Below are 21,007 nucleotides of genomic sequence, written 5' to 3'. Positions count from 1 at the left end.
ACTATTTTCAAGGCCTCCAGCGGTGCATGTACGTGACTGCAACCAGTTGGGGGCTGTATTGCACGCACAAACAACCGATGGCCCCTAGCCTGCACCCTCCCCCTAGGTGCATCAGGCTTTTCATGTTGACCCATCGGAAAAAGGTTAGGAAGGTTAGTTTTTGACTGACTGCCCTGAAAGCCTTGTGCTGCGTGGCTTTGCGGCGGCTGCCGTAGGGTTAGGTTTTGGTTAGCACCGGGTTATTTCCTAACCTTTATACACGTTAAAAAACCAATAAATAATTTACTTATAAATCAGTATGTTAGAAATTTATAACCTTCAGCCTAACCATAACTAACCCCACAAAGTTAGCCCTCAACCCCAGTAAATACAGGGCCTACAGTACCTCTCCTGCCCCATTTTTAAAAACTAACCATTTTCCCGAGCCATCTCCCAAAATCGCCGCCTGAGACCGCTATGACAAGCCTTTGCATTTACCCCACTCGTGCAGGGATCCGCAGGCTTTTTCCACCCCCACATTCGCGCACACAGCCCCCAGCTTTGGAGGGTTTGGGCCGAGTGCAGGCTTGCAGAAAAAACGACCCATTTAGCCCGCAGGCGTGGCGGGGGGACGACGGCGCGCACCAGCCTAAAATCCCTCCTTCCCCCCCCCAAATACGCCAAGACGCGCCATCTGATACAAGAAAAGAATGCCTAGTCGGGGAAGTCAGTGCCGAGGAAACGACGCAGTGGGTGGCGACGTGAACAACGAATGGGCACGGATGATGCTTAGGCAGGGAGACAGTTCAGGGGTTGCGCAAGCGAGCACCACCGCGCTACGAAAACGAACTGAAAGGAACCCCGCCATGCCGATGATCGAAAGCGAACACCTCAAGCCCGGCCTACGACCGGTACAGATAGCCGATGCGGCTTGGTATACGGCATTGAAGGCCCGCAAATGGCCACTCCCGAAGACTTGCCCGCCGCCCTTGAAGCGGCCGATAAGGCACTCCAGGCGTATTACGATGCCTGCGTGGGGCTGTATGGCTATGTTCAAGGGGCGGTGCAAAACACTGAAGCGGAGGCCGTGGCAAAAAGGTAGCCCGCGCGTTACGACTAACGGGGGTTATATTCAATTGCCCGGTACAGAAAAGGCGCTGCTGGTTGAAAACTGCGCCACTGATGGCGACCCAAGCCCCCAACTTCTGGTGCGCCAGCACATACATTTGCGGCTTAAGAGTGAACACGCAAATCAGAAAGAGAGTTCGGCATGCTGTTTTTCAAATCAAAGCGACAACGAGAGCTTGAACGAGACCTCCAAGGACTCATGCTCCGTCTCAACCCCCTCAGTACCGCCACCAAGCTGATGACGTCTCAGAAGCTGCGGAAGTATCGACGGGCCTTGGAAAATGACACAGGTGGACTGCCTGGGTTTATGGCGTTGTCGGTTGACGGAAAAGTCAATTACATGGTTCCCATCGTTTCGCAAATGAACGAAGCCAGAGATCAGCAGAATGAGATCGATTTCATGGCAGCCTACCTGACCGTTATGCTGCTGGAGTGCGTCAGCTGCGGCTATCACTCGACGATGAACACAGTCTTCGGTGTGATGGAAAAGATCGCCGCATTCCAGTGGGATGAGCCATAAAAACCATCCAATAAGAAACCTTGGATGCGCTTATTGACGCACCAGATCGACGCCTCGTTTATTCACTGCGTGAGATTTACTTACCCTCTTCAAACTCAAACGGTTTGAAGCGAACAACCTCTTCGCCAAGCCAGTCATTGACCTGCTGCAGACGAGCCTGAATCGGCTCCAGCTCATTCATCGCCCAGACCTGGGCAGCTTCCTTGATCGATCCAAAGCCACCGGCGTTCTGGGGAACGATGCCCATCAACTGCGGCGGGATCCGCAAGGCGGCCAGCATGTCGTCGCGGCTGATGTTTTTGATTGAGCCGAACTCATCCTTCGCCGCCACCTCACTGACGGGGATCAGCTGGATGCCGTCCTTCTTTCCACCTGGTGCATACATGAACAGGTTGCGAAAGTTATGCGGAATTTCGCGGTGGCCTAATAGATGTCCGTGGTTCCACCAAGGCTAGCGCTGAAAGCAACTGGCGCGAAGAAGCGAACCACAAGGCAAACCAATAGGAAATGTCGCCCAGGTTAACGAAAGCCCCGCCAGTCGGGGCCAAAGTTCAACAGACGGACGATCTCGCTCTGGCTCATGTCGTGCAGTTGGCCGATCTGGATCGTGACGCGCTCTTCAACGCTGAGTTCGTGATAAGACATGGCAACACCCTACCGAAGCAGTCAGGTGTTGCACTCAGTTTTTGCCGCCGCCAACCAACTGAAATCACCGGCCCAGCGCCGGAGTTATCATTATCGTCACACAGCGTACAGCTAGCCCGTCAGGCTCATTGGCCTGGCCGCTATTCACTGCGCAGAGCCGCCACCGGATGCAGGCGGGCCGCCCGCAGTGCCGGAGCCAGGCCGGCGAGAATGCCGAGCACCGCCGCCAGCAGCAGCGCCAGCAGCAGAAACAGCGGTTGCAGCGCCAAGGGCAGGCTCGGCATGACCAGGTGCAGTAGCCCGAGCAGGAGGCCCATCAACAGCAGACCAAGCAGACCACCGGCCAGGGACAGCAGCGTCGCTTCGGCGAGAAACAGCCCGAGCACCTGCCGCGGACTGGCACCAATCGCCCGCAACAGGCCGATTTCCGCCGTGCGCTCGCCCACAGTGGTAGTCATGATGGTGAGAATGCCGACGGCGCCGACTAACAGGGAAATGCCCCCCAAGGCACCGATGGCCAGGCTCAGGGTGCCGAGAACGCGGTTGAAGCTACGCAGCATGTCGTCCTGGGTACTCAGACTGAAGTCCTCCACGCCGTGCCGTTCGCCGAGCACCTGGCGAATATGCCGACTCAACGCCCGCGAAGTGGTGCCGGCGCCGAACACCACATGGACTTTGACCACCCCGGTGTGGTTGAACAGGCTTTCGGCCCAATCCACCGGGATGTAGGCGATATCGTCGAGGGTGAAGCCGAGCAACTGGCCCTTCTGCGCCATCACGCCGATCACCCGGAAACGCACACCGCCGACGCGGATCAGCTCGCCCAGCGGATTGCGTGCACCGAACAGCTCGACACGCAGTTGATGGCCGAGCACCACATAGGGCGGCGAACGACCGTCACGGGCCACGGGCAGGAACTCGCCCAGACTCAGCGGCATGCGCCAGGCCTGCGCCAGCTGATGGCCGCCACCGAGAATGTCGCTGCGCCGGCTCAGTTGACCGAACTGGATATCCCCGCTGCCCTGAATGATCGGCACCGCCGCCTCGACATGCGGCAAGCCCCGCAGGGCGTCGGTATCACTGATAGTCAGTGGCCGTACGCTGCCGAGCAGACCACCGAGGCCGCTGGTCTGGGTCTTGCCCGGGCGCACGGTGATGATCCGTGTACCAAACTGCGAGAAGTTCTCCAGCACATAGCCGCGCACGCCTTCGCCTATGGCCGTGAGCAGCGCCACGGCGGCTATCCCGATCGCTACCCCGAGCAGGGTCAGCAGGCTGCGCAAGGGTCGACAGGTCAGCGCCGAGCTGGTCAGCCGGAAACCATCTTGCCAGCGCATCAGTGCGCTCCCGGCGGGCGTAGCGCCGCCACCGGCTCCAGCGCCGAGGCCCGAGCGGCCGGCAGCCAGGCGAACAGCAGCGCCGTGCCGAGTGCCAGCAGCACCGCGCTAGCCCGCGCCCACCAGGGTGCATAGAGCGGCAGATCGAACGCCAGGCGCCCCAGCCAGAGCAAGGTTTCGGACAGAAGTAGCCCCGCCAGCGCCCCCGTCAGGGCGAGCAGCGCCGCCTCGCCGAGGAACAGCAAGTGCAGCTGCGCCGCCGTCACACCTATGGCTTTGAGCAGGCCGATCTCGGCGCTGCGCTGGCTCACCGCAATCCAGGTCACGTTCATGATAAGGATGCCTGCCACCAGCAGGCTGATCGCGGCAATCCCGGCCACCGCCAGGGTCAGCACCGTGAGTATCTCGTCGAAGGCGCTGAGCAGGCTGTCCTGGCTGATCAGGGTGATGTCTTCCTCACCCTCGTGGCGCTCCTTGAGCGCGGCGAGTATCAGCCGCTTGCTACGGTCGAGAAAGCTCGGACCACGCACCTCGACAAACACCCGCAACAACCCCTCGCGATTGAACAAGGCCTGGGCACTGGCCACCGGGATGATCAACATCTCGGCGAAATCCATCCCCAGGGATTCGCCCCGCTCACCGAGGATGCCGACCACCCGGAAGCGCCGGTCGCCGGCGCGCAACCATTCACCCAGGGCCGGGCGCGCACCGAATAGCTCGCGCCGGAGTTTGCCGCCAATCACGCAGACGGCCTCGGCCTGCTCAGGGTCCAGCGCCGGCAGGGGTTGGCCCTGGACGACCGTCAGTTGGCGAATGGCGAAGAAGTCCCGGGTGGTGCCCAGGGTCAGCACCTCACGATTGCGGTTGCCGACTATCACCTCCATCTGCCCGGCCTGCAGCGGCGCGACCCGGCGGATGCCCGGCAACTGGGTGATGGCCTGGACGTCCTGCAAGGTCAACTCGTGCGGCGTCAGGCCGGTGAGCGGCGGCATGCGCCCCGTGGTTTCCTTGCGGCCCGGGAAAACGATCAGGATGTCGCGCCCGAGCAGCGAGAACTCGTTCAGGACGAAGGCCCGCGCCCCCGCGCCGAGACCGGTGAGCAGATTGACCGCAACCACCCCGATAGCGATGGCCAGCAGCAGCATCAGGCTGCGCGAGCGATGCCCACGCAAGGCGCCGAGCCAGAAGGCCAGGGCATCGGCAGCGCGCATCAGGTAAGCGCCCGCTGCGGCGCAGCACTGTGGATCCGCCCGTCACGCATGTGTAACTGGCGCTGCGCGCGGGCGCCCAGGCTGGCGTCGTGAGTCACCACTATCAGGGTCAGGCCCTCGCCGTTGAGCTCCTCCAGCAGGCTGAAGACCTCGGCACCGGCCTGGCTATCGAGATTGCCGGTGGGCTCGTCGGCCAACAACAGCGCCGGTTGCATGACCATCGCCCGGGCGATGGCGACGCGCTGGCGCTGACCACCGGACAACTCGGCCGGGCGGTGGGCAATGCGCTCGCCCAGCCCCAGGCGCGCCACCAATTGGCTGCTGCGCTTGTGCCGTTGCGCCGCGCCGATGCCGGCGAGGACCATCGGCAGCTCGATGTTTTCCAACACCGTCAGCCGTGCGATCAGGTGGTAGGACTGGAACACGAAACCTATCAGTTGGCTGCGCAATTGGGCGCGCCGCGCCTCGCTCAGCGTCGCCGTGGCCTCGCCCTGCAGCCAGTATTCGCCGGCGCTCGGCGCATCGAGCAAACCGAGGATGTTCAGCAGGGTCGACTTGCCCGAGCCCGACGGGCCCATCACCGCCATGTAGTCACCGGCGGCGATGTCCAGATCCAGGCCGTCCAGCCCCATCACCTGCTGCTCGCCCAACTGGAAGCTGCGGCTGCCGCCGCGCAGGCGGATCATTGCTCAGTCTCCGCCGCATCCACCGGGATCACCGCCGCGGTGTCCTTGAGCCCTTCCTGTTCGAGGCTGGCGACTATACGCGCGTCCTCGTCCAGCCCTGCGAGCACCTCGGTCCAGCGCCAGTTGCTCAACCCGGTTTGCACCTCCACCTCGCGCAACACCCGGGCGCTCGGGTCATATTGCAGCACGCGCTGCCCCTCCAGCAGGGTTTCGGTGGGGATGCGCAAAGCACGTGCGCGCTGCTCCAAGAGGATCTCGACATCGGCGCTATAGCCGGTGAGCAGGACCAGATCGGCTGGGGGCTGGTCGAAGCGCACCTCGACATCGACGGTGCGCGCCTGCTTCTCCAGTTCACGCACATAGGGCGCGATGCGGCTGACGCGGCCGGCGAAATGCTGGCCACGGAAGGCATCCAGGCTGATCCGCACGGCGGTTCCTGGGCGAACCCGGGCAGCGTCCACCTCATCGATCGGCGCCTCGACATACAGGCAGCTGTCGTCGATCAGGTCGACCGCCGGCGGCGTGGGAATACCCGGCGGTGAAGGGGTGACGAACTCGCCGAGTTCGCCGTTGATTTCTGCGACTATGCCGGCGAATGGCGCACGCAGGGTCGTCTGCTCCAGCAGTGAACGCTGCAACTGCAGGCTGGCGTCGGCCTCGCGAATCAGCACGGCACTGGCACTGCACATCAGCTTCGCCAGGTGAGCCTTGGTCTCGGCCTGATCGAGGCGATCGGCGGCAACCAACTTGCGGTCGGCAAGATGGCCCAGGCGATCGAGGTCGCGCCGGTCCAGATGAGCCTGCTGGCAGCGCTGTTCGCGGGCGTTGCGTTGGGCCTCCAGCCGCGCCTCGGCCTCCTGCAGCCGGGCCTGTTGCTCGTCCTGCCGCAGGCGCATGAGCACCTGACCCGGCTGGACCCGCTGGCCCTCGCCGATCAGCAACTCGGCAACCTGGCCGCCGACATTGAAGGACAGATGCGAGCGTCGACAGGACTTCAGCGTACCAGCGCGAGTGTTGGCTACCAGCGTCTCCACCGGCCCCCGCTCAACCTCTAGCAGCCTGACCGGCAACGGCTGTGGTCGACTCAACCAGCCGCCCAGCACCACCAGACAGGCCAGCATCGACGAGCCAATCAATAATTTGCGCATGGACTGCACCTCCTCCCGCATGGCTTGAGCCTAGGTCAGGAGGGTAAAAGCTCAACGCGAAACGCCATTTATCCGACGATTTTCAGACGAGCGTCAGATAAATGGCGAATGAGATTTATTTCTCTCGCAACTGCTATTCCCCAGCCATGCCAACTCAATAAAATTCCTTGCCGCGGCGACGCTACGACGTCGAAATATCCCCGGAAACTCTGCCACGCTTTGCCCATACCCGAACGTCTTCAAGCGGCCCAGGCTGTGTAAAAACGCAGACGCCGTTTTGAAGTCCTCGCTTCTACGTTGAATCTGCAAACGTCCGGTTAGTTAGCAGACCTGGATTTTGCGTAGGTGCGTGTTTTTCGCACCGATTTTCATTGCCGCGTCTGCCTTAAAATGTTTTTACACAGCCTCGCCCAGGAGCGGTCGTTCGGAGGTGTCTACAAAACGAGGGGCGATTCATCTCGGGGCAACTGCTTCCAATGCCCACACTTATCGTAGATGCGTTAGCCGGACGGTTAGGAAAATAGCGCCATAGACGCTGCTATTGCAGTAGCATCTATACACGGTTTCTGAGTGAAATTGCGGGAGGTCGACGGACGCTTGTCTCGTTGGAATATGGTCATTCAAACGCGCGAGCCATCGGTGGTCGCGTCAGCGTTGGGATCATATCCACTCTACGCCGTCTGGGTCAGGTTCCATGTGGCAGCTACCCATTCGCTGGTTCAGCATTGCGTCAGCGAAAAAGCCCCATGCCCCCTGAAGCTTCTGTCGCTCGATATAGGTGGGCTGGCCTAAACGCAGGCCTTCAAGGAGACAGCATGTCAGTGGAGAAAATCAAGGTCTACCGCGTCGCAGACCAGAACCCACATGAGTCTGAATGTCCTGACGGGTTCCTAAGAATCGAGCTACCTCCAATGTGCGCACACGCGACAGATGTGTACCTCGATTGCCTTGAGGTCTTGAACAGCGTTTTTCTAGGGGCTTTGCCCTCCACAGCAGAAAGTTCAGAGGTAGTCGCATCAGGACGTAGCGTTCCTAGCACGCAGCCCCCACGATCCTTATTCAGAGAAGCTGCAATGCTTGCTGATGCTCGACAGAGGATACTGCAAGACGGCGACTGGGCTACCACCGCTGACCTATCCACGCACCTCAAGGTGAAGCCTGGAACGCTTAAGGAATGCTTAAGTACCTGGCTCCGCGATGGCCTTATGACTAGCTTTAACTACAGAGGTCATGAGTACTTTCCAGTGTTCGCGTTTGACCACTCAACAGAATTTCGGCCCCTCCACGAATTAAGTGCCGTGGTCAAAGTGCTGAGCAAGAAAAAGGACGGCTGGGGGATAGCGTTCTGGTTCGCCACTAGCAATAGCTACCTAGGAGGAAGACTTCCGAAAGACCTGCTTCGGTCAGCACCGGAGAGCGTGCTCTCCGCTGCTGAAGATGAGGTCTCGGGGGTACTACATGGCTAGCATTGAGATTGCACCGAAGGTGTTTGGTCAATATGCAGGTCGTTGGGGTGAACGATGTCAGCCCCACTAATTGCGCACTTCGTAGGGAAGGCAAGCGTTGCTCGAAATACATTGAGCTGAGGTCGCACCGCGAACCTCAAAGCCTCACATGCTTTTCCATAGCGCGACTGAACCACGCCGGCGATGCATTTCTTGTAACCTGGTGCTCGTGGCTTAGGTGTATAAGCCGCTCCATAGAATCGAGATTTTTTGCGAGAGCCCAGATCATGAAGGGAAAACGTAAAGCTAAACCGTCTAAATGGTGTATGAAAGCTCGATTCGAGCTCGAAGCACAGAGTCTGCTTGCAAGCCGAACTGACGCTGCTCAACGGTTCCTCAACGCTGCACTGCAATCAGGTCCGGAGTGTGAGCCCATAGGAAGATTGGCGGGCTGACTAAAAACGCCGAAACTTTGCTGGCAACTGCCGAATTAAAGAGGTGGTTATGTTTGCTGAGGTTATGCGCGACGATGCTTACCGTACCTACCGCATCCGACTGGAAACGCTACTGCAAATTCCAACGGACGCTTCAGATCAAGACATCCATGAATTGATCGAAGCTGGATTCTCGGCCAGCAGCGTCAACGCTCTTTGTGCCATGGGTGCAATAAGCCCATCAGGGCGCAACCTGATCATCCCACTCAAAACGCTCAATTCAAGGTTGGCACGAGGTCAGCAATTAACTCTTAACGAGAGTGATCGCTTATTTCGAGTCACGCACGTCACTGCCATGGCTGAAACGCTTCTCGGAGATAATGCGAAGGCTAAGCATTGGCTCTTGAAACCCAAGGAGAGCTTTTCCGGCCGTTGCCCAATTACCATGCTCTCCACCTACCCAGGCACTCGCGCAGTTGAGGAGTTGCTGCTTCAGGTAGCAGAGGGCCGCTCATTTTACCCTATGGGGCATCCGCGCTCTACAGATGGAGTGGCGACTTAAAACACACCACCTTGCCATGCGAGATCTGGCGCTGATTTAACTCAAACCAACAATTGCTGCTCACAGCTATGCGTAAAGCTCTCTCAGGAGCGCCCCAATTCGCCGACATGCAACGTCCAGAATTAATTACACAAAGACCAGTTTATCTACTTAACGCCTAGGAATGCTGACGCTATGCGACTTACAGCACAATCTGATCAAGCTATTGCTGGCGCCATAGTGGCGCATGTTCAAGCCATACGGCTGAAGAAGAACATGAGCTTGGAGGATGTGGCCAAGAATGCTGGAATGAGCCGTCAAACGCTGCATGCGTTGCTAAATCAGGGAAAGGGTACCTTGATAAACCTAGTAGCTGTTCTTCGGGCGGTCGGTGAGCTCGAGCGCTTAAGTTCTTTGTTGGAAGAGGTTCGACCCAGCCCACTGCAGGTCATTCGTATGGAAGGCAAAAAACGCCAGCGTGCATCAGGCCGGCGGGACGTTTCCACGAAGCCAACACCCATTGGTCCTAACCTGAAAAGAAGCAGTGACTGGTAACCAAGCGTGCGTAGATCAAGTCGATCAGAACCTGATGACCATTCGCGGCCAGTCGAACGGCCAAGTTGGGTAATTGCACAGAGTTGCCCACTCATATGCATTCGACCTGGCCAGCCATTTGCGTCGGATGTGACCCATATCTAGGAATATTGGAGACGTACATTTTTCCGCTTTCAGCCGCCCCTTTCTGACAGACAGCAGACGTCCGTGCCAACCGATCTTCGCCTTCTGTACTGAATCACCCCAGTTTTCGCAAACACATCGAATGACTGCTTTTGTCGATTGCGGCTATTCGAGGCAGGCAACAATCGGCCGATTCTGTTGAAAAAGTCGGCCATGGTTTGCGCATCAAAAAAGTACGCGTCCGAGATTGAAATCTTTACTTTTGGCAGAAGCATCCGGACTCGGATTTCACGTAGCAGCGTGCAAAAAAGGCGTTTTCACCAATCAATGATCAGGCAGTTTGGGTAGACCGACTTTTTCAACAGAATCGGCCAATAGCAGCCACTCGCAGTAGGAATACCATGTCTATCATGCCCGCATCTCGGGAGAGCACATGACCAGGCTAACTGCCGAACTTAACTTCGTGATCATCGGAGGCCGCAAATCTGCAATGCCTGTCCTTTTTCGTGCGTCATACCAATCGCTCATCTTGAAAAAGCCAAACTGACTTGCAGAAACTCCACCGCGCCAACAAGCAGATACCTCTGCAAACCGCCAGTCGGAAATGTCGACGAAATTAAGCGGATAGCGCGTGATGAAAGCCATTTGGGCCACAAAAACGGCCTGTCTACTATGCTCAATGGGTTGAAGTAAACGTCGCTTACGACAGAGGTGGGGGCCGACTGCATCGCAAGCGTAATGCGGAGGCAGAGATGGCATCGATATCCAGAAGACTCTTCCTGAAAGTGGGAGGTGGGGTTGCTGCAAGCGTGGCGATAGGTTTGCCCGAACTCACGCGGGCCGCGACACCAAAGCCAACGGCAGAGGGGCGAGTCAATCTCCCCTACCAAATGAAAGCGCTCACCAAAGCTCAGAAATTGCAGGTCAACACGCCAGTCCTGTTTTCCTATCCCGACGCGGCTTCACCTTGTGCATTGATCAAGATGGGCGCTCCCGTTCCGGGTGGTGTCGGCCCGGAACGTGACATTGTCGCCTACAGCACGCTATGCACGCACATGGGTTGTCCGGTCGCCTATGACGCGGGACAGAAGTTGTTCAAATGTCCCTGCCATTTCAGCATCTTCGACCCTGAGAATATTGGCCAAATGGTTTCCGGCCAAGCCACCGAGAACTTGCCGAGCATAGTGCTTGAGTACAACCCCAATGACGATTCGGTACGTGCAGTTGCCGTCGAAGGGTTGATCTACGGACGTCAGTCCAACCTCCTTTGATAAGGAGATTAAAAAATGGCAACCAACAAAGATCGTATGGCACTGCCTCCGACAGATGCCCAAAAGACCAACCTGACATGCCACTTCTGCATCGTGGGTTGTGGCTATCACGTGTACAAATGGCCGGAAAATCAGGAAGGTGGACGGGCACCCGATGAGAACGCGCTAGGGCTCGACTTCCGCAAACAGCTACCCCCCATGGCCATCATCATGACGCCGGCAATGCAGAACACGATTACCGACAAGGATGGTAAGCGCTACAACATCATGATCGTGCCGGACAAACAGTGCGAAGTTAATAAAGGACTCTCGTCCACCAGAGGCGGGCAACTGGCTAAGGTCATGTACAACCCCGATGGCGTAGGCAAGGAGCGGTTACGCAGTCCACGCGTTTATGTGGCTGATCAGTGGGTGGACACCAGTTGGGATGATGCGTTGGCGCTTTACGCCGGGGTGACCAAGAAGATTCTTGATAATGATGGGCCTGCCTCGCTCGCCTTTGACTGCTTCGATCACGGAGGTGCCGGAGGCGGATTCGAGAATACCTGGGGCACCGGCAAGCTGATGTTCACGGCACTGCAAACACCATTGGTACGTATCCACAATCGCCCCGCCTATAACTCCGAGTGCCACGCTACCCGCGAGATGGGCATTGGCGAACTCAACAACAGCTACGAAGACGCCGAGTTGGCTGACGTTATTGTTGCCATCGGTTGCAACTCATACGAAACCCAGACCAACTATTTCCTGGCGCACTGGCTTCCCAACTTGCAGGGGCAGACAGTCGATAAACGTAAGCAGCGCTTTCCTGGGGAAACCGTTGCTCCAGCCAAGGTGATTTTTGTCGACCCCCGCAGGACACCCACCATTGCTGTGGCCGAGCAAGCGGCGGGCAAAGACAACGTGCTTCACGTGGATATCGAACCGGGAACGGATATCGCCCTGTTCAATGGTCTGCTGACCTACGTGGTTGACCAAAAATGGCATGACGAGGAATTTATCGCGGCCCATACCAAAGCGTTTGAACAGGCAATTCAAGCCAATCGAATGTCGCTTGAAGAGACCAGTCGCGTTACCGGGGTCTCGGTGGACAAGCTCAAGCAAGCAGCCGAATGGGCTTACAAACCCAAGGCCTCTGGTCATCGTCCCCATGCCATGCACGCCTACGAAAAAGGGATCATCTGGGGCAACGACAACTACCTCATCCAGTCTGCCTTGGTCGATTTGGTGCTTGCCACCCACAACGTCGGGCGACGAGGTACGGGGGTGGTGCGCATGGGTGGGCATCAAGAGGGTTACACACGCCCCCCTTATCCTGGGAATTCCAAGATCTATGTGGATCAGGAGATCATCAACGGCAAGGGAATGATGTACACGGCGTGGGGGGCCAACCCGTTCCAGACCACACTAAATGCTGAGCAGCATCGTGCGGTCATCCTGAAACGCGCCAGCATTGTCAGGGAGGCCATGGCCAACGTTCACGGCGGTACAACCGCACAGATGGTGGACGCGGTCTACGACGCGGTGAAAAACAAAGGCGGGCTTTTCCTCGCCAATATCAACCTCTACCCCACCAAGCTGGCAGAAGCCGCCCATGTGATGCTGCCGGCAACCCATCCGGGTGAAATGAATCTCACCTCGATGAACGGGGAACGCCGGATGCGCCTGTCACAAAAGTTCATGGATGCCCCCGGTTCGGCGAAAGCCGATTGCCTGATCGCAGCGGCTATCGCTAACACCCTTCGGCAGATGTATACGGACGAAGGTAAACAGGACATGGCGGCGCGCTTTGGAGGGTTCGACTGGAATAGCGAGGAGGACGCCTTCAATGACGGCTTCCGTATGGCTGGCCAACCCGGCGCTGGCCCAATCGACAGTCAGGGCGGGACCACAGGCAATCTTGTCACCTACGAGCGGCTGAAAGCCATGGGCAACAATGGTGTCCAGTTACCCGCAAAAGAATACCGAGACGGCAAACTGATCGGCACCGAAATGCTCTACACCGATTACAAATTCGACACGCCGGACGGCAAAGCAGAGTTCAAGCCAGCAACATGGCCCGGATTACCGAAACCGGTGGCAGAACAGAAGGCGAAACACCAGTTCTGGGTCAACAATGGACGCATCAACGAAGTGTGGCAAACGCTCTACCACGACCAATACAACGATTTCGTACAGCGTCGCGTGCCAATGGCTTATCTGGAAATCAACCCCGACGATGCCCAAGCGTTGGCTATTAAGTCCGGAGACGTGGTCGAGGTGTTCAACGATTACGGTTCGTCCTACGCACTGGCCTATCTGGAGCCTGACATCAAACGGAATCAAACCTTCATGCAGTTCGGCCATTTCAACGGTGTGATGGGAGATTTGACTACGCCATGGACCGACCGCAACGTGGTGCCCTATTACAAAGGGACATGGGCGAGTATCCGGCGCATTGGTCAGGTGGAGGAATTCAAAGAGACGATCAGCTTCAAGTCGCGCCGGTTTAACGTGATCGCGGTTGGTTAACAATAAAATCGTTGAATAGACTCCCAGCCCCCTTCCCACCTAATCGTGTGGGAGGGAGGCTAGACCTCTCGTGGTTACTTCACTTTTTAATGGACGCCGAGGAGCAATCTCCGTCCCAACCAGGCATGTGTATCGAAATTAGCGAGTTTATGCTCCGGACATAATTTCGCTAATTTCCATACACCTTGAGTCGAAGTGTAGTGGTCTAATGAAACCGGACACTCATTTAGGCGAGAATGCTCGCCGAATAGAGGTGTCAGATGACCAAACAACGCCGTACCTTTTCTGCTGAGTTCAAGCGCGAGGCTGCCGAACTCGTACTGAAGCAAGACTACAGTTGCATCGAAGCCAGCCGTTCACTCGGAGTCGGTGAGTCGTTACTGCGCCGCTGGGTCAGCCAGGTTCAGCAGGAGCGCCAAGGCGTTACCCCGCAGAGCAAAGCGCTGACACCTGAACAACAAAAAATCCAGGAACTGGAAGCCCGGATCGCCCGTCTTGAACGGGAAAAATCAATATTAAAAAAGGCAACCGCGCTCTTGATGTCGGAAGATCACGAGCGTACGCGCTGATACATCAGCTGAGTGCCCATGAGCCGGTTGACTGGCTGTGTAAAGTGTTTGAAATCAACCGTTCAAGCTACTACGCCCATCGCCTCAAGCGCCGAAGACCGGATGTCGAACGGCTTCGGTTGCGCAGCCGGGTGAGCGAGTTATTTTCAGAAAGTCGCAGTGCTGCGGGCAGCCGCAGTATCCTGTCGCTGATGCGTGAGGGCGGTGAACAGCTCGGTCGATTCAAAGTGCGCAGCCTGATGCGCGAACTTGACCTCGTCAGTAAACAGCCCGGATCACATGCCTATAAACGAGCGACGGTTGAACGTTTGGATATCCCGAACATCTTGAATCGGGAGTTCGATGTTCCGGCACCCAACCAGGTGTGGTGCGGCGACATCACCTACATCTGGGCCCAGGGGAAATGGCATTACCTGGCTGTCGTGCTGGATCTTTGTACGCGCCGGGTGGTGGGCTGGGCGCTGTCGGAAAAGCCGGACGCTGATCTGGTTATCAAGGCGCTGGATGTGGCTTATGAGCAACGCGGAAGACCTCAGGGCCTGCTATTTCACTCGGATCAAGGGTCGCAGTATGCGAGTCGTCTATTTCGCCAGCGGTTGTGGCGTTATCGCATGCACCAGAGCATGAGTCGCCGGGGAAATTGCTGGGACAACGCGCCGATGGAGCGCGTGTTCCGCAGCTTGAAAACCGAATGGATACCGACTTTGGGTTACAGAACTGCCCAAGAAGCCCAGCGCGATATCAGTCACTTCTTGATGCATCGGTACAACTGGGTTCGACCCCATCAATTCAACGGTGGGCTGGCGCCAGCTCGGGCCGAAGAAAAACTTAACGTCGTGTCCGGGATTAGTTGACCACTACAAAGGGGTCATTCACTAGACGCATGACGAGGCAATGCAATTGAAATCAACGCTGCAAGCAGCACGAATGCGCTCGATATCCACAAGCACGCTTCCAGCCCATACACCTGATAAACCCAACCGGACAGCACCGTACCTATCAGCCGTCCCATGGCGTTGGACATGTAATAGAAACCGACATCCAGCGACACACCGTCTTCCTTGGCGTAGGACACGATCAGGTAACTGTGCAACGACGAATTCACCGCGAATAGCGCGCCAAAGATCATCAGTCCGCCGAGCAACACCACCTGTTGTGACCACCCGGTGCTCAGCCCAAGAGCAATGGCCGCAGGCAGACCCGCCATCGCAAGTGCCCACAGAAAGGCCGCACGACCATCCGGTACGTGTCCACGTTTCTTACCGGTGATGTTAGGCGCGAAGGACTGCACGATGCCGTAACCGATCACCCAGGCCGCGAGGAAGCCACCAACCTTCCAGAAGTCCCAGCCGAAGACACTACTCAGGTACACCGGCAAGGCCACCACAAACCAGACATCGCGGGCACCGAACAGAAACATCCGCGCCGCTGAGAGGATATTGATCGCCCGGCTCTTGGAGAGGATGTCGCGAAATTTTGGCTTGGCTTTGGCCTTGCCCAGGTCCTTCTTCAACAGGATCAAGCTGCTGATCCAGATCAGTGCCAGGACACCCGCCATGGCCAGCAAGGCGCCTTTGAAGCCGATGAGTGCCAGCAAGGCTCCACCAAGAAAGAAGCCGACACCCTTGAGCGCGTTCTTCGAGCCGGTGAGGATTGCCACCCACTTGTAGAGCTTTCCCTGTTGCCCATCCGAAACCAGAAGCTTGATGGAGCTTTTGGCGCTCATCTTGTTCAGGTCTTTGGCAATCCCCGACAGTGCCTGAGCGCCCATCACCCATGGAATGGTTAGCCAGGCGACAGGAACCGTCAGCATCAGTAGCGCCGCGACCTGAAGGCCCAGCCCGATGTTCATGGTTCGGTTCAGACCCAGCCGTGCGCCGAGGTAGCCACCTACCAGGTTGGTGATCACGCCAAAGAGTTCGTAGAACAGAAACAACGCCGCGATTTGCAGTGGGCTGTAGCCCAACGCATGAAAGTGCAGCACCACCAACATGCGCAGGGCGCCGTCGGTGAGGGTGAAGGCCCAGTAGTTGCCCGTAACGAGCAGATACTGCCGCACTTCCGGCGCGAGGGCTGACAACGCTTTCATGACCGCTCCTTAGACTGCCAGACCGACCATCTTGGCCAGCTCGACGGTGCGGTTGGCATAGCCCCACTCGTTGTCGTACCACGCATAGAGTTTGACCTGGGTGCCATTGATGACCATGGTCGACAGCGCATCGATGATCGATGAGCGCGGGTCGGTACGGTAGTCGATGGACACCAATGGACGCTCCTCGAAACCGAGGATATCTTTCAGCTCGTTTTCGGAGGCGTCCTTGAGGAGTTGATTCACTTCTTCGACAGTGGTGGCCCGCTCGACCTCAAAGACACAATCGGTCAGCGAAGCGTTGGCCAGTGGCACGCGTACGGCGTGACCATTCAGGCGTCCACGCAGCTCCGGGAAAATTTCGGCGATGGCCGTGGCCGAGCCGGTACTGGTTGGAATCAGGCTCATGCCGGAAGCACGCGCACGGCGCAAATCCTTGTGTGGCTGATCGAGAATGCTCTGGGTGTTGGTCAAGTCGTGGATGGTGGTGATCGAACCGTGTCGAATGCCCAGCTTCTCGTGGATCACTTTCACCACTGGCGCCAGACAGTTGGTGGTGCACGAAGCAGCGGTGACGATGCGATGCTCAGTCGGATTGAACAGCTGATGGTTGACGCCCATGACGATGTTCAACGCGCCTTTTTCCTTCACCGGAGCACAGACCACCACACGTTTAACGCCTTGGTCGAGGTAAGCCTGAAGCACAGCGACGGTTTTCATCTTGCCGCTGGCCTCGATCACCAGATCGCAACCCGACCAGTCGGTGTCGGCAATCGCTTTGTTCGCGCTTACCTTGATGCGCTTGCCGCCAATCACCACCTGATCGCCTTCAGCGCTGGCTTCATTGTTCCAACGGCCATGCACCGAGTCGAAGTTGATCAGGTGCGCATGAGTCACCGCGTCACCTGCTGGATCGTTGATCTGTACGAATTCAAACTCTGGCCAGCTCCAGGCTGCTCGCAGAGCGAGGCGACCGATCCGGCCAAAACCATTGATGCCAACTTTGATAGTCATGTTGTTGTGCTCTGTATCTGTTGTCAGTGAGAGTTCGTCGGGGTGTCGAACTGGCCGATGTATTCAACATGGGCAGGATGCTGAATGGCGCGTGGACGCAACGACTGAACATCGCGGATGGCATCGCTGAAGGGCACACCGCTTTCGATCAACAGTTGAGAGGCGACCAAACCGGTACGGCCCGAGCCGCCCTTGCAATGGATGGCAATGGTTTTCCCTTCAGCCAACAGGTGTTTGAGTCGAGGATTGTGCTGCGCCCATGCGGCTTTAAATGCTTCGCCAGGCGCTTGATCGTCTTCTACGGGCAGGTGAAACCATTCGATGCCGAGCATTTGGCACTCTTCGGGCAACAGGTCGATCTCGTTCTGAAGCAACTCTTCGGTCGGCATCAGCGTCAACAGCGCCGATGCCCCCGCGTCCTTGAGGGTTTGCAGCGCCTCGAAAGGCTTGGTGCCCTTCGTGCCTGGACACGGGGTGAAGATCAATTGGCCATTGAACTGTGCCAGGGGCAGTACGGAATATGGGTGTTGTTGCACGGTTAAAAATCCTCAGATGGAGCGCTGATTGACACGTTTCATGAGTTCTTCCGCCGACTCTTTGCGCTCGGAATAACGATCCACCAGATATTCCTGGCGGTCGCGAAGCAGCAGCGTGAATTTCACCAACTCTTCCATCACATCAACGACACGGTCGTAGAACGGAGAAGGTTTCATCCGGCCGTTGTCGTCAAATTCCATATAGGCCTTCGGTACGGAGGATTGGTTGGGGATGGTGAACATGCGCATCCAACGTCCCAGCACCCGCAGCTGATTGACCACGTTGAACGACTGCGAACCGCCGCATACCTGCATCACCGCGAGGGTTTTGCCTTGGGTCGGACGCACTGCGCCCATGGTCAGTGGCACCCAATCGATCTGCGCTTTGAACACTGCGCTCATATTTCCGTGACGCTCTGGAGAGCACCAGACCTGTCCCTCGGACCACAACACCAAGTCGCGCAGTTCCTTCACACGTGGATGATCGTCGGGGGCATCGTCTGGTAGCGGCAAACCTGACGGATTGAAGATCCGCGTCTCGGCACCGAAGTGCTCCAACAACCGAGCGGCTTCCTCTACCAGCAGACGACTGAAGGAGCGCTCACGGGTCGATCCGTACAGCAGCAAAATGCGCGGCTTATGGATGGAGGTCTTTTCGATACCGAGCTTGTCAGTCGTAGGAAGATCAATGAGGTCAGTTTCGAGTTGGGGGATGTGGTCATCAAACATAGTCTTTGTCCTGCGCAACGGCGCTCTTGGATTCATCGAACCAACGGCGTTTTAACCAAAGGGCAACACCGACCAGGGAAATCAGTACCGGCACTTCCACTAACGGGCCAATCACTGTGGCGAAGGCAACCGGGGAAGCCAGGCCGAAGGTGGCAATGGCCACGGCAATCGCCAGTTCGAAGTTGTTGCTCGCGGCGGTGAAAGCCAATGCGGTGGTGCGTGGGTAATCAGCCTTGAGCAGCTTGCCCATCCAGAAGCTGATGAAGAACATCACGACGAAGTAGATCGTCAGGGGGATCGCGATACGCAATACATCCAGCGGCAATTGCAGCACCACATCACCCTTGAGGCTGAACATGGCCACGATGGTCAACAGCAGTGCCACCAGCGTGAGCGGGCTGATCTTTGGAATGAAACGCTCCTGGAACCAGGCGCCACCTTTACGGGCGATGAGGATCCTGCGAGTCAGGAAGCCTGCCAGGAACGGCGCTCCCAGGTAGATCAGGACCGACTCGGCAATGCTGACAAAGCTGGTCTCAATCACACTGCCTTCCAGCCCGAACAGCGGTGGCAACAGCCCCAGGAAGACCCAGGCATACACGCTGAAAAACAGGATCTGGAAGATGCTGTTGAACGCCACCAGTCCGGCGACGTACTGATTGTTGCCACCCGCAATCTGATTCCAGACCAGCACCATCGCAATGCAACGAGCCAGACCGATCAGGATCAGGCCCGTCATGTATTCCGGCTGGTCTCGCAGGAAGATGATCGCCAGCGCGAACATCAACACCGGTCCGATAACCCAGTTCTGGATCAGTGACAAGATAAGGATGCGCTTGTCCTTGAAGACTTCCGGCAGTTCTTCATAACGAACCTTGGCCAGGGGCGGATACATCATCACGATCAAGCCAATAGCAATGGGGATGTTGGTTGTGCCCACAGAAAGACTGTTGAGCCACTGCGGCCAGCCTTCGAACAGGCTCCCCAAACCGATGCCCAAGGCCATGGCGAGAAAAATCCACAGGGTCAGGTAACGGTCCAGAAAGGAAAGGCGGCTTTTACTCATGATCATTGCTCTTGTGGTTACAGCGTGCCAATCAGGGCCAGCTCTGCCTTGAGCTGTTCAGCACTCAGTTGGGAAAGCGGTAATGCCAGGAAGGCTTCGATGCGGGTTTTGATCTGCTCCAAAGTGGCTTCAAAGGCCGCCTCGATCTCTTCTTGAGTCCCGTGGTATTCCGATGGATCAGCCAACCCCCAATGGGCCTTGGTGGCCGGTCCGAAAAATACCGGACAGGCTTCACCGGCAGCCTTGTCGCACACAGTGATGACGAAATCAGGAGCCAAGTTCACATGGACATCGCTGGACTTACTGAACAACCCGTCCGTCGAAATACCAGCGTTTTCCAACGTCTTGAGACTCAGCGGATGCACTTCACCTTTGGGCTGACTGCCCGCGCTGTAGGCTCTGTAGCCTTCCGGTGCCAAGTGATTGAGGACCGCTTCACAGAGAATGCTGCGGCAGCTATTGGCAGTGCAGAGAAACAGGATTTTCATCGAGCGATCTCGTAGTCGAAGGCGGAATCAGGCGATTTAGCTTTCACAGCAGGCGAGTGCCCGTTCAGGACGGTCGCCCATTTCATCGAGCCGTTTGGCGTCAGGGCTCAACCAATGCTTGTTGCTTTCCAGCACAGCGGTTAGCACTTGATGGACCCAATCGGGGAGATTTGGGTGCAGTCGGTAATACACCCATTGGCCTTGCCGACGGTCCGACAGCAAACCGCAACTGCGCAGCTGCGCCAGGTGCCTGGAGACTTTTGGCTGACTCTCATTCAACGCGCAGGTCAGTTCGCAAACACAAAGCTCTCCTTCACGGGTGATGAGCATCATCGTGCGGATCCGAGTGTCGTCAGCCAGGCATTTGAAAACAGTGGTCGGTGTCAGATGGTCAGCCATATCGTTTTCTCAGTGTTTGTTTTTGACCAAGACGAACATCTTGATGCGCTCATGAGTTTCGTGAAGGGTGTGACGGAAGGCATCGGGTTTGGTGCTGGTGACCGGGTCCTCAAAACTCCTGGCCAATGCCTCACCGGCTCCAGGTAAAGACAGACATTCCGCTGCGGCTTTATCACACAAGGTGATGACGTAATCGAAACGCTCACCACGGAACTCGTCTATCGACTTGCTACGTAATCCTTCGGTGCTCACACCAATGTGTGAAAGCGCCTCAAAGGTGCGCGGATCTACCTGAGTCGGAGTTGTGCCGGCGCTGAACGCCTCGAAATGCCCCGAATCGGTATGCCTCAGCAACGCTTGGGCCAGCTGAGAGCGGGCAGCGTTGGCGGTACAGACGAACAGGACACGGGCTTTGCTGGTCATTTTTAAGCCCCAGATCATATACGGCTTAACGAATATATGATTTTCCGCATGTCATGTAAAGGGTCAACGGCAGACCATTCCATCAAAGCGATTGGACTCCGCAGCTCACCTTCAATGAAGGCAATGTACCAAGGCTTAAGCTACGTCAATAGCTTACCGA

General features: G+C 57.2%; 19 protein-coding genes and 2 pseudogenes. 7 read left to right on the top strand and 14 right to left on the bottom strand.

Going from position 1 to position 21,007, the window contains the following annotated elements; all coding sequences use genetic code 11:
• Window positions 1-1,249: 1,249 nt before the first annotated feature.
• Window positions 1,250-1,627 (top strand): hypothetical protein, encoded by a 378-nt coding sequence (locus tag BSF40_RS09645; RefSeq protein ID WP_095964952.1) that lies wholly within the window; start codon window positions 1,250-1,252, stop codon window positions 1,625-1,627.
• A gap of 76 nt (window positions 1,628-1,703) precedes the next feature.
• Here the strand turns inward: BSF40_RS09645 and BSF40_RS09640 are convergent.
• The 6 genes and pseudogenes from BSF40_RS09640 to BSF40_RS09620 all read right to left on the bottom strand — a co-directional run.
• Window positions 1,704-2,036, bottom strand: a pseudogene (locus BSF40_RS09640) (Presumed portal vertex protein); the annotation flags it as partial.
• A 131-nt stretch (window positions 2,037-2,167) separates the two neighbouring features.
• Window positions 2,168-2,272: pseudogene (locus BSF40_RS31750) on the bottom strand (helix-turn-helix domain-containing protein); the annotation flags it as partial.
• 140 nt (window positions 2,273-2,412) lie between these two features.
• The gene (locus BSF40_RS09635) at window positions 2,413-3,609 is read right to left on the bottom strand and encodes an ABC transporter permease (protein ID WP_095964951.1); all 1,197 of its coding nucleotides are present in this window, start codon (window positions 3,607-3,609) and stop codon (window positions 2,413-2,415) included.
• On the bottom strand, window positions 3,609-4,820 hold the full coding sequence (locus tag BSF40_RS09630) for an ABC transporter permease (protein ID WP_095964950.1): 1,212 nt from the start codon (window positions 4,818-4,820) through the stop codon (window positions 3,609-3,611). The genes BSF40_RS09635 and BSF40_RS09630 overlap by 1 nt, the downstream gene beginning before the upstream one ends.
• Complete coding sequence (locus BSF40_RS09625; protein ID WP_095964949.1) at window positions 4,820-5,506, bottom strand: ABC transporter ATP-binding protein; 687 nt, start codon at window positions 5,504-5,506, stop codon at window positions 4,820-4,822. The genes BSF40_RS09630 and BSF40_RS09625 overlap by 1 nt, the downstream gene beginning before the upstream one ends.
• Window positions 5,503-6,654, bottom strand: a complete 1,152-nt coding sequence (locus tag BSF40_RS09620) for an efflux RND transporter periplasmic adaptor subunit (protein WP_172435684.1) — start codon at window positions 6,652-6,654, stop codon at window positions 5,503-5,505. Before BSF40_RS09620 ends, BSF40_RS09625 begins: the two co-directional genes overlap by 4 nt.
• Before the next feature lie 815 nt (window positions 6,655-7,469).
• Here BSF40_RS09620 and BSF40_RS09615 point away from each other — a divergent pair.
• The 6 genes from BSF40_RS09615 (at window position 7,470) to BSF40_RS09580 (ending at window position 14,957) form a co-directional block, all read left to right on the top strand.
• On the top strand, window positions 7,470-8,120 hold the full coding sequence (locus BSF40_RS09615; protein ID WP_095964947.1) for a hypothetical protein: 651 nt from the start codon (window positions 7,470-7,472) through the stop codon (window positions 8,118-8,120).
• A gap of 483 nt (window positions 8,121-8,603) precedes the next feature.
• The gene (locus BSF40_RS09605; RefSeq protein WP_095964945.1) at window positions 8,604-9,095 is read left to right on the top strand and encodes an antitoxin Xre/MbcA/ParS toxin-binding domain-containing protein; all 492 of its coding nucleotides are present in this window, start codon (window positions 8,604-8,606) and stop codon (window positions 9,093-9,095) included.
• Between the two features lie 174 nt (window positions 9,096-9,269).
• A complete protein-coding gene (locus BSF40_RS09600; protein WP_095964944.1) occupies window positions 9,270-9,629 on the top strand; it encodes a helix-turn-helix transcriptional regulator in 360 nt (119 codons plus the stop codon).
• An 875-nt stretch (window positions 9,630-10,504) separates the two neighbouring features.
• Window positions 10,505-11,023 carry an arsenate reductase (azurin) small subunit gene (locus tag BSF40_RS09590; RefSeq protein ID WP_095964942.1) on the top strand — a complete coding sequence of 173 codons (519 nt, stop codon included), beginning with the start codon at window positions 10,505-10,507 and terminating at the stop codon, window positions 11,021-11,023.
• Between the two features lie 15 nt (window positions 11,024-11,038).
• Window positions 11,039-13,534 (top strand): arsenate reductase (azurin) large subunit, encoded by a 2,496-nt coding sequence (locus BSF40_RS09585; protein ID WP_095964941.1) that lies wholly within the window; start codon window positions 11,039-11,041, stop codon window positions 13,532-13,534.
• A gap of 260 nt (window positions 13,535-13,794) precedes the next feature.
• A protein-coding gene (locus BSF40_RS09580; protein WP_095964940.1) for an IS3 family transposase occupies window positions 13,795-14,957 on the top strand; the annotation gives its coding sequence in 2 pieces (ribosomal slippage) (window positions 13,795-14,050 and window positions 14,050-14,957; 1,164 coding nt in all).
• A gap of 14 nt (window positions 14,958-14,971) precedes the next feature.
• On the opposite strand, the gene arsJ is transcribed toward BSF40_RS09580, so the two are convergent.
• From arsJ to BSF40_RS09540, 8 genes are read right to left on the bottom strand one after another with little or no spacing between them, the layout of a single operon-like run.
• Window positions 14,972-16,192, bottom strand: coding sequence for an organoarsenical effux MFS transporter ArsJ (gene arsJ, locus BSF40_RS09575; protein ID WP_095964939.1), 1,221 nt, complete (start codon window positions 16,190-16,192; stop codon window positions 14,972-14,974).
• Between the two features lie 9 nt (window positions 16,193-16,201).
• Window positions 16,202-17,206: an ArsJ-associated glyceraldehyde-3-phosphate dehydrogenase gene (locus BSF40_RS09570; protein ID WP_095964938.1), complete on the bottom strand. Its 1,005-nt coding sequence runs from the start codon at window positions 17,204-17,206 to the stop codon at window positions 16,202-16,204.
• 23 nt (window positions 17,207-17,229) lie between these two features.
• A complete protein-coding gene (locus BSF40_RS09565; protein ID WP_095964937.1) occupies window positions 17,230-17,742 on the bottom strand; it encodes a cyclin-dependent kinase inhibitor 3 family protein in 513 nt (170 codons plus the stop codon).
• A 12-nt stretch (window positions 17,743-17,754) separates the two neighbouring features.
• Window positions 17,755-18,471, bottom strand: coding sequence for an arsenical resistance protein ArsH (gene arsH / locus BSF40_RS09560; RefSeq protein ID WP_095964936.1), 717 nt, complete (start codon window positions 18,469-18,471; stop codon window positions 17,755-17,757).
• Window positions 18,464-19,537: an ACR3 family arsenite efflux transporter gene (arsB, locus tag BSF40_RS09555; protein ID WP_095964935.1), complete on the bottom strand. Its 1,074-nt coding sequence runs from the start codon at window positions 19,535-19,537 to the stop codon at window positions 18,464-18,466. The genes arsH and arsB overlap by 8 nt, the downstream gene beginning before the upstream one ends.
• Before the next feature lie 17 nt (window positions 19,538-19,554).
• A complete protein-coding gene (locus BSF40_RS09550; protein ID WP_095964934.1) occupies window positions 19,555-20,025 on the bottom strand; it encodes an arsenate reductase ArsC in 471 nt (156 codons plus the stop codon).
• 36 nt (window positions 20,026-20,061) lie between these two features.
• A complete protein-coding gene (locus tag BSF40_RS09545) occupies window positions 20,062-20,424 on the bottom strand; it encodes a metalloregulator ArsR/SmtB family transcription factor (protein WP_095964933.1) in 363 nt (120 codons plus the stop codon).
• 9 nt (window positions 20,425-20,433) lie between these two features.
• On the bottom strand, window positions 20,434-20,847 hold the full coding sequence (locus BSF40_RS09540) for an arsenate reductase ArsC (RefSeq protein ID WP_095964932.1): 414 nt from the start codon (window positions 20,845-20,847) through the stop codon (window positions 20,434-20,436).
• Between the last annotated feature and the right edge of the window lie 160 nt (window positions 20,848-21,007).

The organism is Pseudomonas sp. ACN5, assembly GCF_002303975.1.
Taxonomy (GTDB): domain Bacteria; phylum Pseudomonadota; class Gammaproteobacteria; order Pseudomonadales; family Pseudomonadaceae; genus Aquipseudomonas; species Aquipseudomonas laurylsulfatiphila.
The sequence above is the reverse complement of the archived record's forward strand: the minus strand, read 5'-3'. Positions and strand labels throughout refer to the sequence as shown.

Excerpts from the sequence above, each read along its gene's own strand:
- BSF40_RS09645 (WP_095964952.1), top strand. The coding sequence starts at position 1,250 with ATGCTGTTTTTCAAATCAAAGCGACAACGAGAGCTTGAACGAGACCTC.
- BSF40_RS09635 (WP_095964951.1), bottom strand. The coding sequence starts at position 3,609 with ATGCGCTGGCAAGATGGTTTCCGGCTGACCAGCTCGGCGCTGACCTGT.
- BSF40_RS09630 (WP_095964950.1), bottom strand. The coding sequence starts at position 4,820 with ATGCGCGCTGCCGATGCCCTGGCCTTCTGGCTCGGCGCCTTGCGTGGG.
- BSF40_RS09625 (WP_095964949.1), bottom strand. The coding sequence starts at position 5,506 with ATGATCCGCCTGCGCGGCGGCAGCCGCAGCTTCCAGTTGGGCGAGCAG.
- BSF40_RS09620 (WP_172435684.1), bottom strand. The coding sequence starts at position 6,654 with ATGCGCAAATTATTGATTGGCTCGTCGATGCTGGCCTGTCTGGTGGTG.
- BSF40_RS09615 (WP_095964947.1), top strand. The coding sequence starts at position 7,470 with ATGTCAGTGGAGAAAATCAAGGTCTACCGCGTCGCAGACCAGAACCCA.
- BSF40_RS09605 (WP_095964945.1), top strand. The coding sequence starts at position 8,604 with ATGTTTGCTGAGGTTATGCGCGACGATGCTTACCGTACCTACCGCATC.
- BSF40_RS09600 (WP_095964944.1), top strand. The coding sequence starts at position 9,270 with ATGCGACTTACAGCACAATCTGATCAAGCTATTGCTGGCGCCATAGTG.
- BSF40_RS09590 (WP_095964942.1), top strand. The coding sequence starts at position 10,505 with ATGGCATCGATATCCAGAAGACTCTTCCTGAAAGTGGGAGGTGGGGTT.
- BSF40_RS09585 (WP_095964941.1), top strand. The coding sequence starts at position 11,039 with ATGGCAACCAACAAAGATCGTATGGCACTGCCTCCGACAGATGCCCAA.
- arsJ (WP_095964939.1), bottom strand. The coding sequence starts at position 16,192 with ATGAAAGCGTTGTCAGCCCTCGCGCCGGAAGTGCGGCAGTATCTGCTC.
- BSF40_RS09570 (WP_095964938.1), bottom strand. The coding sequence starts at position 17,206 with ATGACTATCAAAGTTGGCATCAATGGTTTTGGCCGGATCGGTCGCCTC.
- arsH (WP_095964936.1), bottom strand. The coding sequence starts at position 18,471 with ATGTTTGATGACCACATCCCCCAACTCGAAACTGACCTCATTGATCTT.
- arsB (WP_095964935.1), bottom strand. The coding sequence starts at position 19,537 with ATGAGTAAAAGCCGCCTTTCCTTTCTGGACCGTTACCTGACCCTGTGG.
- BSF40_RS09550 (WP_095964934.1), bottom strand. The coding sequence starts at position 20,025 with ATGAAAATCCTGTTTCTCTGCACTGCCAATAGCTGCCGCAGCATTCTC.
- BSF40_RS09545 (WP_095964933.1), bottom strand. The coding sequence starts at position 20,424 with ATGGCTGACCATCTGACACCGACCACTGTTTTCAAATGCCTGGCTGAC.
- BSF40_RS09540 (WP_095964932.1), bottom strand. The coding sequence starts at position 20,847 with ATGACCAGCAAAGCCCGTGTCCTGTTCGTCTGTACCGCCAACGCTGCC.